Origin of the sequence: Algoriphagus iocasae, from assembly GCF_014206875.1 — a bacterium.
GTDB lineage: Bacteria > Bacteroidota > Bacteroidia > Cytophagales > Cyclobacteriaceae > Algoriphagus > Algoriphagus iocasae.
This window is the reverse complement of the sequence record NZ_JACIJO010000007.1, coordinates 56,358-67,527: the sequence shown is the minus strand read 5'-3', so window position 1 is coordinate 67,527 and position 11,170 is coordinate 56,358. Positions and strand designations below refer to the sequence as shown.

Sequence of the window (11,170 nt, the reverse complement as noted above, 5' to 3'; positions counted from 1 at the left end):
GCGAAACTCATCAACAGGATTTTTGCCCTGATCCGAGACAAAAGAAAACATGAAATAAATTACAATATAACCCTTGCCTAATCCATAAGAATATCGAGGACTGGCCTCCCGATACGCTTCGCTTTCTGGACAGGCTCTCTAGGAGAAGGCGATCGATCCTGCTCCAGATGGAAAATTAAAGATAAGAAGTGAGTTGGTCGGGTGTTCCCGAATCGCAATTCCTCGAATCTTCAATTCTTATCCAAGCTCTCGGGATCTTCGATTTCATAAACTAAAGACATCAACAAGAAAAGGATATTAAATACAAAAAAACACCCAGTACTGGGTATTTTTGACCTCATCCCTCTCCCGATATCGCTCTGCTCACAGGGACAGGCTATCTTCCCGAAACGCTGCGCTACGGGACAGGCTCTTTAGGAGAGGGCGACCGATTCTGCTGAAAGTTGGAAACTTCAGGTTAATAAAGCGGAACTCCCAATGACAAACATAGTAATTGAAGCAATTTCATTTTTCTGAAACGAATCAAATTCCCTCTTCCCGAAAAATCGGGACCAGCTCTCTCTTTTAAGAGGGGTCCGTAAAATCGTCTTTCAATGGTAGTTTCCTATCAAATTACTTTACTCATCAAATGAGTTATAAGCCTTGATATTTACCAAATAGACTGACATGAATTGTTTAATCAAATTTTTAATCTTTCACCTTTTCAATAAAGGGTGGTTTCCAGTTACCATTCATAGCCGATTCTTCAGGGCCATAAATCCGAAGGCATAAATAAAACGGTTCATTTGGTGCTGGAAGCCAATTTGCCACTTTATTGGCTGCAGGCTTTTCATGTTGAATGTAAATAGTAAATCCACCATCTTTATCATATACTAATCCTTCTGAAGTAGAATTGATCAGATAACGATTTAATTCATTTTCAATTAAATACCCTCCCACTCCATCGGCTTTCTTATTATACATGGTAATGGACCAAAAGTATTTAGCCGGAGGAATTTGATCTTTGTTAAAATGGATGATGTATTTATTCTCGCCATTTAAGACCTCCCCATTATTATCGACATAAGCCATTGGATAAAAAGCTTCGATTTTATCATTGGCATAAATACCAACCATGGCCGCTGCAGCCCTTAAGACATGATTTCCTTTAAAGAATTCTCTGGGACCAAATGCGTCCATCATATTCCAGCCGTTTACTTGTTCGGCAATATTTCCAGCTTTGTCTTTAATTTCATCCAATCCTTCCTGAACGCCTGATTCTATGACTGCCAGTATTTCAGGGCTATAATCTGCAGGATTAAATTTAGCTCCTGGTACAATACCAATTTTTTCGAACTTCTCTAACATCGGTTTGTCCTCTTCATTAAAAGGCTCTACCAAAGTCAGATAAAAATTAAAATAGTCAATAAAATTTGAGTTGGTTAAGTCTGAAGGGTTTAATTTAATCCAATCCAATTGAGGTGCATTTTTCTCTTTACTTGCTCCTAGAAAGGTACTCAATGGTTGTGCTTTCAGTTCCTTTTGAACGGCAATTACATTGGGCAAATCATCCTTCCCTAACAATTGGGTCCTACCAATGGTGGTTACCAATTCACTTTCGCTTCTAAATACCTTTTTAAACTTTCCTTCAGGAATATCCCCTTTCCATTTGGGCCCAACAAACAAATAATCTCCGGCCTCTGTCTCTGTAGAACGTGTACCTATATAAGCAAAATTATGTGTGAATAAATCTATAAACTGAATAACATAGTACCGGTCTTTAATTTCGGGTACAGAAATAACCATAGGCTCTGAACGAAGGTCCATGGCCATTAAAGAGTAGGGAGTGTCGGCATTCATCGTCACCACGTCTGTCCGCGTATGATCTGCTGGACTTGTATCATGCGTGAACATATTGAAATCACCACGATATCCCGGACTTGTAGAATCTACCATCGAATAATACATGGCCTGATATCCCATCAGAATGGGGTATGCAAAAATATAAGCCTCTTTTGCTATAGTTTGCGCTTCGTCAGTGGTAAGTTCGGTTTGAGAACTTGTTTCTACTCCTTTATTAGTGCCGTTTTTGCAAGCTGCAACTAAACAAATGAGAAATATTAAAAGTACCTGCTTGATCATATTAATTTATTTGTTTTAGCATTTTCGGTGTTTTCCATTCTCCTGACAAGACTTCATTTTTTGGCCCATACAATCTTAAAACCGTGTAAAAAGGGCCATTTGGAGCAGGAACCCAATTGGACTCCAAGTCTTTACCTGGAGATTCACTCTGAATATACAATGTTAAGGAACCATCATCATTTTTGACAAAATTATCCACCATGGATGAATTAACTAAATATTTGTCTAATGCATTTTCCACTAACAACTGTGATTTTCCATCATACATCGTCAATGACCAGAAGGCATTAACCGGGGGCAACTCATTGGCGTCAAAGGTGAGCGTATACTTATTCTGCAAGGCATCCATGGGATTACCATCGGCATCTACTAAAAACATTGGGTAAATAGCTTCCGATGCGGAGTTGCCATATATACCCAGATTTGCTGCTACTGCTCTGATTAAAAAGGGCGTACCATGCTGATAATTGTTTTTTGCACTTTGTTCTAAAAAAGTTCTAGTTCCAAATATTTTAGCACTTCCTAAGGGATCTTTATTGGTTTCTGCAATAAAAGCTTCCATACTTGAAAAGCCATCCTTAACCCCTTGTTTTATTGCTTCTTGAATCTCCGGACTAAAACCAGTTAAGTCAAATCCTTCGGTCGTACCAATGCCCAATTTCTTAAAGCGTTCCAGCAGTTCCATTTCTGTGGCGTTAGGAGTTTGAATTAGGTTAAGAACTGCATCTAGATAGACAAATGAGGCTTCTGTAAATTGTGAGCCTTCCACCCATTGCGGATAGACATCAGAAGTTGAATTACCTTTGGACTCTTCGCCCAGATAAGCGCTTAAAGTCTCTAAGCTATAGTCGTTTTGAATGGACTTCACATTCTCTAGATCATTTGAATTCATGAGCTGGGTACGAATGATGGTGAAGAAAATCCCTGTTTCTGTTCTGATCACCTCTGTTATACCCTCTGGAATCTCCCCTTTCCAACTATCCAAAGCTATTAGAAAAGTCCCCTCTTTACTTCCTGTAGTAAGCGAACCTACGTAAGCAAAGTTATGGGTGTATAAATCAATAAATTGGAAACTATAATATCTGTTTGGGTCAACTTCGGGGACAGTAACAACCACAGGTTCGGCTCTTACATCGTTCCAATACATGCAATAGGGAGTATCTGAATTAACCGTTACGATGGCCTTATCTTCAGGCGTATACAACCTGGCCTCACAAGAAATTTTATTTATCTCACCCTTGTAATCCCCTGAATTTTTATTGATGGTATTGGCGTAAAAAGTTTTGTAGTTCAGAACCAAAGGCAAACCATAGATATAAGCTTCTTTTGCAATTTCCCTGGCTTCCTCCTGAGATAATTCTTTTTTGGCCTGTTGACATCCCATCATCATAATGAGTATCGCCAAAGTCATCATTTTTTCTAGTGTTTTCATACTTTATTCTTTTGCATATCGTATTGTCAACAAGGCAATTAGGCTCTACTATGACCAAATTAAGAATTTCGTCCATTCCCTCAAGGGGGCTTTCTTATTATTTTTTGAAATAATATGAAGTACTTCCCTGCCGTCTCCCTGTTTTGATGTAATCACGATATTCAAGGCACTGGGTGGATTTGTAATTCTACCTCATCCCTCCTCCTTCCCGATATCGCGCCGCTCACCGGGGAAGGCTATACTAAGCATAGCCCATATAGGCCTATGGCACAGGTTTCTGATGGAGCTTGGTGATCAGCAATAAAAAATTCAATATAAATCGGATCCATAACGATGTAAGAAAGCTCTAGAATGGAGATAAATATTATAATTAAAAGCTTAAACCTTAAGTAAATTTTCAAATAAACAAGTCGACAAAACTTCAATCAAACAAATGAATAAAGTACTTAAAATAGAAAATAATTTGATTGATTTAGAGATAAAAAAAACAATCATTTAAAACAAGAAAAGTACTTTGCCCAAACCAAGAAAAAGCAAAGTACAATTATTTAAACCTATTTTAAACCTTACAGGAATAACCACCTGCACAAGCAAAATCAGGACCGTCAATACACCTTACAGTCATACCACAATAGGTATCACAAGCAACACCTGGAATCCAACAAATCTCTCTAGTACAAGGAATATTTGTCAACTGTTCTTGCCATAATGAATCACAACCCCAAACCCAATTATCACAAGAACTTGAAGATTGAGCTTCAGCATTTACCGCAAGCAAAAGTGAAATACCTAATGTAGCTGCAGAAGAACCAAGAACAATCTTTCTGATACTACTCTTTTTTCTATTCAATGAAATTTTCATAAACAATAAAATTAAAATTAAAACAAATATTAATAAAACTAAAACTTGGTTTCAAATATAGAATAATTAAAAAATTCATTTATTAATAAAATTTTTCAATTCCATTTCTGACATAGTACCAATAGAGAAAAGAATGTTTCTTTTAGAAACATCTTGTTGAATAGAATGAAATTGACTATTTATACCTCTATCATGAGTAAGATGAAAAAGCGGCCCTACAACTCTACCTCTTTTCAAACCTAATATAGAAAAACGGGTAGCTCTTTCTCCATCTTCAACTCCCCAGCCATAAAATTCTTCATTTTCAAGTCCGGCAGAAATATATTTCTGCTTGTTAATAAAAAAAGCTCCTCCAACAGGTTTTGGAGCATAAATTTCTTTCATTTTTCCTTGAAGCATTAGCAGAATATTTAAATCCAACTTTTCAAAGTAAAGCTCTCTAATAATCTTAGAAGTATCTAAAAACCTATCAGAATAAGGATAAACATAATCAACCTTATCTTCCTTTAATAGATTTATAGACTCAACAATCTGATTTGGATGACAAAGAACATCTGAATCCCAAACACCTACAATATTCTTATTAGTCTTACTCACAAGGTTATTAATAAATTTTGTTCTATGAAAAATAACATCACTAGATGGAAAAAAATGATAATTAATTTTTCCTTGAAGCAATTTTTGAATGATGTAATTTGGGTATGGAGCAGTTTCTAGCAATTGAATCTCCACTTCGAAATTATCAGATATAAAATTCACAATACAAACTAAATTCTCCAATCTGGAAATAGAATCGAGAGTAACAGGAATTATTATACAAACATCATTTAAATCAACCTTTTTCATAAACTAATTTTGATAAATAAAAATGAGAAAATGTAAATACAATACCAGGTATACCTAATTCAAAAGAAGTCAATGTATCCACCTCAGAAATATGTTCTAGATTTATATCCCAAAAAGAGGAATTAAGTATCTTTTTTTTAATCAAATTTATCTCTGAATCAAAAATCAAAGAATGATTTTCATTGGACCAATTAGAAAAAATAATCAAGATAAAATAAATTCCAGAGATTCCATTTTTAAAATGAAGGCTTTTATCTCTAAATTCATTATAAAGCATATGATGAAAATCAAATTCCTTCAACAATGAGGCCTGAATATCAATCAATCTCTTATCAAAATAATAATTATTAAAATAAACCAAACTTAATAATAAAGTTAATTTATTAGCATGTAGAGAAAGTCTAAGCTCAAGAATATTAGGAATAAGTGACTTAATGACTTGAACAACTTTTTCTTCATAGATTTTAAGTTGAACCAGACGAGTGAGGAGAAATAAGCAAATTGGCAAATCCCAAAAAACAGAAAATTCTTGGCCAGGAGAAATTCTCATTTGGTTATTTTCAATTTGAATATATAATTCATTGAGTAATTTCTTTATAGTTTTTTCGTATATTATTTTATGAAGAGAACCCGTTCTGGAATTAAAATATCTATTTATATAATAAAATAAATACCCTAATGTACCAGTCTCAAAACCAGTGGAACTCATGGAATTAAAAGCAACATCCAAAAATATTGAATTATCTAGTGGACTAATTATCTCGTCTGGATCACCTTCAATGAAGCCCTCGCGGGATAAAAATTCTAACATCCAAGAAATTCCAGAAATTCCAGTTGCGAATGAGGTATCAGTTGATCCAATTTTCAACCTATTAACAACATCATCAATAAGAATTTCTGCTAAACTAAAATTCTTTGGCTGCGAGTTTAATAGATAATAATAAAATGAAATACCAGATTTGCCATCAAACAATCCAATTCTACTATTGTTTCTACTTGTTTTTACTAAAATTTTGTCTGCCAATTCAATGATAGAAGATTCCGTTCTCATATTAGAAATTCTTTCTTAATTTATAAAATATCAAAACTGGATTGTCATCATCATAGGTTTTTTCCAAAACATCAATTAAATTCTTATCCTTAATTCCATAATCTAATATTGATGATTTAGTAGCTGCAATTTCTTCAGAGGAAACATAGCTTATCAATACATTGTCTTCTGGTATAGATGTAGAAATATGAAAAAATCCCAAAATCTCCAAGTCCCTATTTGGAATACCATAAAAAATATTGCCTGTTGATTTTGAATGAAAAGCATATCTTCTTTTACCTCCTTCATAATGCATTTCAAAATAATACACATCCTTTAGGTCGTATCCATTTTCAACAAGAAATGCATGATTTAAACCATAGGTACCCATAAAATCATCAAAGGACATATTAAACTTAGTGTTCTCAGGTAAAGCATTTTTATCAAGATCTATAAATATTTTTGGTTGAACAATCTTACTTTTATCAATGCTATAAACAGTCGAAGTAAAAGGCTGTAGATAAGTTAACCCATCAATTCCATTTCTTAATGTTTTCCCCGAAAAAAATAACCCTCTTTCGGTTGATGCATCATAAGGAGCTGCTTTTGAAATAATTTTCCATGTGCTATCAACCATGACAAGTTGATTATTTTCTATTTCAGGAATATGGTCATTAAAAGTCTTATTTAAATCAACAGCTATTGTATTATTGTCAATAAATTCAAAATCCAAAAACCTAAATCCAATTCGGTTTTCTTTTAGAAATTGACCATCTAACGTGTAATACAAAATCTTTGACAATCTATCATCAAATACTACAATTTGATCCTTATCAGGCACTATACTAAATGAACTTACCTTTGTAAACTCACCTGGCCCCATCCCTGAACTATAAATAGGAAAGAGAAAATCACCATTCTCCTTGAATACATATAGATCCTGATTTTTACCATCCAAAACATAAATTCTCTTCTTATAAATTTTAATTTTCAGTAAATTATCTGTCATAATATCAGAAGGTATGTCGCCTAGCTTTACATACCAAACACTATCAATTACGTCTGAAAGATAAAATTCATTATTTAAATTTTTAGGAACTTTTATCGTTGTACTTATCTCCGATTCATTTACTGAAAATGACTCAATATTTTCAGATAAAACCTTCTCCCTATCAAAATCTGAAAATTTATGAGTAGAATTCTCATCTTTTGTTTTACAGGAAATAATAGTAAAAATTAGTATTAAAATAGGGCATAAAAATCTTTGTATTTTTTTTCTCATCTTGGGTTAATGGTTTGTTTTAAAACAAAATTCTAAAATGTTCAATTGAATGAAATCAATCTTAATTAAGGTTTAAGTATACCTTTTTATTGTTTTCAAAGAATTTTCTAGGTTATCTTAATCACAATAAAAAAAAATTATAATTACCAAATACATATTATTTTATTCGAAATTCATTTAAAGAGATAAAAACTTAAAATACTATTAGTTTTCGTTCAAACTATTTTCTAAATCTAATAATTTTTTGAAATGAAAACTAACTTTAACAATTAATTTAAAAAAAAATGACTATGAAAACCATTTAGATTTCTTTTTCACAGTAAATACCGCACCTTTCCCTCTTCAATGTGCGCTTCTTGGGCCAGATTGTGCCGATAAAAAGATCAGCTCTACTCTGGATAAGAGTTAAAGGTTAAGTAAAAAGATGATCCTTCCCGCAAGGAATAGTCCGAAGATCATTCGTTTTCAAGCTCACCGAATACTTCATTTTTCTGCTAATAAAAGTACCTCCAAGTAATGTCTAACTTTTTGGGACTATTCTAGTAACAGGCATTTTTGGATCTGAAATACAATAAAAGCCCTTTTATAATTGAATTATCACCATTGGTTTTTATTTTTAATGAAGAGAAACATTGTCCAAACAAGCATTTGAATCTAAACAACTAGATCTGATTTCAATTCTAAACAAAAGGTCAAAAATAAAAAACACCAACTATCAAGGAAAACTTGACAGTTTAAATGGTAAAGGAAATTTCCTCCATATAATAATGCTGTTCGGGTTCCGGTAGTTATCAGGTTGCAATCCATAATACATATCTCAAAATTTTGAATTCCGAGAATGAAATACCTTAGAAAGACAATGGGTAATTAAGAATGCTCCATTCCCCGCGTATTACCACTAAGATTTAATACCTCAAGGTCATCCAGTTCCTACAGATGATTTTGTTAGGGAGGTATTTAAATTCTGACCCATTTTTCCTTGGTAGATTCATTTTTCTAGAAGAAGGAATTGGAATTACTATTTCTAAATAGCTTTATAGACAAAGGTATATCTACATTTTACCCATAAAGTATCTTAGCAGTTTAGAAACGACCCTATTTTAACCTGAATTATTTTTCCTAAAGGACAAATAAGTCCAACAGATGAAAACGCATTGTAAGGGGATTCTGAACCACAAGTACGATAAGCCGTATCCATCAAAAGTTCCTTTTTGGTAGTCGATATGATTTAGGGCTGCATAAATATTTGCCGGCAGGATAAGGATGAAAAATCCGATTAACAACCATGCTGCTATCACTCTAAATTTTGGAATTAAAAGCCCAATTGCGGCTGCAATTTCAAAAATGCCAGTCCCATAAACAATCAAGGTTTTGTAAGGAATAAAATCGGGTAACATCATGGACATGCCTTTGGTAAATACAAAGTGTGCCAGTGCCGTGAATACAAGCATTGCGGACATGGCAATTCTCCCGGATAACGCGAATTCAAATCTCCTGTGTATAACCTTGGTTGTCAAGAGGGAAACGGCAAATACAGCAAGTAAAACAAGTAATGGTTTCATTTCATTTGGTTCGATTAAAGTTAAAGACCGTTTTTCATGATCTTGTCTGAGAGCTTTGGGGAAATTCTTTGAATAAAATTCAACAACTTAGTTTTTCCGATATAGCTTTCAGTTTTGTTCTTTTTAAAATTCCTGAAAAACTCATCCGTCAGCTGTTCGGCAGAAATTTTGGATTTACCTCTTCCTTCAGTCATAGGGGTATCAATCAAAGAAGGAATGATTTCAAAGACTTTTGTATCGGTAGTTTCCAACTGATAACGAAGTGTCTTGGTAAAACTATGAATGGCAGATTTACTGGCACAATACACCGATGCAGATGCTTTTGGGGCAATAAAAAGTCCACTGCTGACATTGACTATGGCACTGTTCTGGTTTTTAAGAAGTATGGGCAGTAAAAACCCAGTAAGTTTTATAGGCGCTGTAATATTTGTGGATATTTCGTAATCAATTTTATATGAAAGATCTGGTTCATCTACAAAGCTGTAGTTGTATTGAATGCCTGCATTGTTGATTAGGATATTGAGGTCTGTATACTCCTGCTCCATCAATAATACGAGTTCATCCAGTGAGCTTTTGTGGGTCAAATCGCCAACGAAGCAATGGATTTCCGGGAGTTCCTCCTTTATTTGTTTTAATTTTTCCTCGTTACGGCCAGTGATAATGACTTTGTTACCAAGTTTCAAAAAACGCTTGGCAAGGGCCAAGCCAATACCTGATGAGCCTCCTGTAATTAAGATGGTGTTACCTGTCACTTTCATACGTCATCAGTTTTAAGCTGCTCATTGAAAGTTTCAAACAGGTTCTCTTGACCTATAATGATATCCTTAATTTCAAAATAAGGTATGCTGTAGACTTTGGTATCACGAAGCAATTCTATAAACAATTTATAGCCATCCAAATCCCTGACATTTAGAATCAAAAAGTCCGAAATGGATGCATGAAAATACTCACTATCAAAAAACCTCACAGCGACCTTGTCACTGACTCTATTTAAAATAGGCACCAGTTCATTTTTGACAAATTCACTCCTTTGATCTCTGGTTAGGGCAAGCCAATGTGACTTAGCATTCAACAATACCAAAACGGTATAGGGTGTCTGGATTTCCATAGCAAATGGTTTGGTTCGGGAATGGGAATTCTTGAAAGTACCTTGAATAGCCAAATTCAGCTTTTTCAGTTTGCCTTATAGCTAGTACTTGCAGCAAATTTGAAGAAGCCAAAAACCAAATGCATTTACATAGGTTGATAAATGCTACTTACCAGAAATTTTTTTCCTAATTCGGCTAAGTTGAGTGGGCGTAATGCCCAGGTAAGAAGCGATATGATATTGAGGAATGAGCTGCTCTAACTGCGGAAAGTCTTTTTGGAATAGCTGATAACGCTTTTCCGCATCCAGCAATACGATTTCAATTTCCCGTTGTTCCTTCTGTACAAAAAACTGTTCTGCCAATTTTCTGGCACCTCTTTCAAGATCGGGACAACTTTCATACAGGTTTTGTACTTCTGTAAAATTTGCGACCTGTATGTTACAGTCTACTAATGCCTGTTGGATTATTTGATTTGGCGATCCGGTGATGAGGGAAGCATATCCACCAATAAAACAGGGATTGATAAAAAAATGCTTATTGTACTCCACAGCTTCCTTGTTTCTGTAGAATGCCCGGATAATGCCCGCTTCTAAAAAGCCAATTTCTGTGGCAACTTTTCCTTCTGTAATAAAGTAGTCTCCCTTTTTCAGAAGTTTAGGTCGGAACAAATCTGAAAATTTCTCCAAGCTCTCAGTTGAAACAGGAGTTAATCCTTTAAAGAAAGTAATCAAATCGGTCATTGCCCTAATTTCTCCAGTTCTGATTTTGGCCCATTAGCATACCTATTAGGGATGCATTTACTCTATGGTCTGCTGAAATCGAAGATATTAAAAATTTTCAGCGTGTGAAATTTGAACCATTTATGAATACCCTTGATTGTTACCCCTATTTGAATACTCCAGAGATTCTCTGAGAAACAGATACAGGAATATGATACGGACCTAGAA

10 protein-coding genes are annotated in these 11,170 nt (G+C 34.3%); all 10 read right to left on the bottom strand.

The window, feature by feature from the left end; genetic code table 11:
• Positions 1 to 687 precede the first annotated feature (687 nt).
• The 10 genes from FHS59_RS22970 to FHS59_RS22925 all read right to left on the bottom strand — a co-directional run bounded on the left by FHS59_RS22970 (position 688) and on the right by FHS59_RS22925 (position 10,963).
• Positions 688 to 2,121, bottom strand: coding sequence for a DUF1254 domain-containing protein (locus FHS59_RS22970; protein WP_246388595.1), 1,434 nt, complete (start codon positions 2,119 to 2,121; stop codon positions 688 to 690).
• A gap of 1 nt (position 2,122) precedes the next feature.
• Positions 2,123 to 3,553, bottom strand: coding sequence for a DUF1254 domain-containing protein (locus tag FHS59_RS23190; protein WP_221444572.1), 1,431 nt, complete (start codon positions 3,551 to 3,553; stop codon positions 2,123 to 2,125).
• Between the two features lie 559 nt (positions 3,554 to 4,112).
• Complete coding sequence (locus FHS59_RS22960) at positions 4,113 to 4,415, bottom strand: hypothetical protein (protein WP_184498709.1); 303 nt, start codon at positions 4,413 to 4,415, stop codon at positions 4,113 to 4,115.
• 75 nt (positions 4,416 to 4,490) lie between these two features.
• Positions 4,491 to 5,261 carry a galactosyltransferase-related protein gene (locus tag FHS59_RS22955; RefSeq protein WP_184498706.1) on the bottom strand — a complete coding sequence of 257 codons (771 nt, stop codon included), beginning with the start codon at positions 5,259 to 5,261 and terminating at the stop codon, positions 4,491 to 4,493.
• Positions 5,248 to 6,312, bottom strand: a complete 1,065-nt coding sequence (locus FHS59_RS22950; RefSeq protein WP_184498704.1) for a glycoside hydrolase family protein — start codon at positions 6,310 to 6,312, stop codon at positions 5,248 to 5,250. Before FHS59_RS22950 ends, FHS59_RS22955 begins: the two co-directional genes overlap by 14 nt.
• A 1-nt stretch (position 6,313) precedes the next feature.
• Positions 6,314 to 7,573 carry a 6-bladed beta-propeller gene (locus FHS59_RS22945; RefSeq protein ID WP_184498702.1) on the bottom strand — a complete coding sequence of 420 codons (1,260 nt, stop codon included), beginning with the start codon at positions 7,571 to 7,573 and terminating at the stop codon, positions 6,314 to 6,316.
• Positions 7,574 to 8,673: 1,100 nt separating this feature from the next.
• Positions 8,674 to 9,135, bottom strand: coding sequence for a DoxX family protein (locus FHS59_RS22940; protein ID WP_184498700.1), 462 nt, complete (start codon positions 9,133 to 9,135; stop codon positions 8,674 to 8,676).
• Between the two features lie 20 nt (positions 9,136 to 9,155).
• The gene (locus FHS59_RS22935) at positions 9,156 to 9,893 is read right to left on the bottom strand and encodes an SDR family oxidoreductase (protein ID WP_184498698.1); all 738 of its coding nucleotides are present in this window, start codon (positions 9,891 to 9,893) and stop codon (positions 9,156 to 9,158) included.
• Positions 9,890 to 10,243, bottom strand: coding sequence for a darcynin family protein (locus FHS59_RS22930; RefSeq protein ID WP_184498696.1), 354 nt, complete (start codon positions 10,241 to 10,243; stop codon positions 9,890 to 9,892). Before FHS59_RS22930 ends, FHS59_RS22935 begins: the two co-directional genes overlap by 4 nt.
• Before the next feature lie 144 nt (positions 10,244 to 10,387).
• Positions 10,388 to 10,963, bottom strand: coding sequence for a Crp/Fnr family transcriptional regulator (locus tag FHS59_RS22925; protein ID WP_184498694.1), 576 nt, complete (start codon positions 10,961 to 10,963; stop codon positions 10,388 to 10,390).
• Positions 10,964 to 11,170 lie beyond the last annotated feature (207 nt).

Excerpts from the sequence above, each read along its gene's own strand:
- FHS59_RS22970 (WP_246388595.1), bottom strand. The coding sequence starts at position 2,121 with ATGATCAAGCAGGTACTTTTAATATTTCTCATTTGTTTAGTTGCAGCT.
- FHS59_RS23190 (WP_221444572.1), bottom strand. The coding sequence starts at position 3,553 with ATGAAAACACTAGAAAAAATGATGACTTTGGCGATACTCATTATGATG.
- FHS59_RS22960 (WP_184498709.1), bottom strand. The coding sequence starts at position 4,415 with ATGAAAATTTCATTGAATAGAAAAAAGAGTAGTATCAGAAAGATTGTT.
- FHS59_RS22955 (WP_184498706.1), bottom strand. The coding sequence starts at position 5,261 with ATGAAAAAGGTTGATTTAAATGATGTTTGTATAATAATTCCTGTTACT.
- FHS59_RS22950 (WP_184498704.1), bottom strand. The coding sequence starts at position 6,312 with ATGAGAACGGAATCTTCTATCATTGAATTGGCAGACAAAATTTTAGTA.
- FHS59_RS22945 (WP_184498702.1), bottom strand. The coding sequence starts at position 7,573 with ATGAGAAAAAAAATACAAAGATTTTTATGCCCTATTTTAATACTAATT.
- FHS59_RS22940 (WP_184498700.1), bottom strand. The coding sequence starts at position 9,135 with ATGAAACCATTACTTGTTTTACTTGCTGTATTTGCCGTTTCCCTCTTG.
- FHS59_RS22935 (WP_184498698.1), bottom strand. The coding sequence starts at position 9,893 with ATGAAAGTGACAGGTAACACCATCTTAATTACAGGAGGCTCATCAGGT.
- FHS59_RS22930 (WP_184498696.1), bottom strand. The coding sequence starts at position 10,243 with ATGGAAATCCAGACACCCTATACCGTTTTGGTATTGTTGAATGCTAAG.
- FHS59_RS22925 (WP_184498694.1), bottom strand. The coding sequence starts at position 10,963 with ATGACCGATTTGATTACTTTCTTTAAAGGATTAACTCCTGTTTCAACT.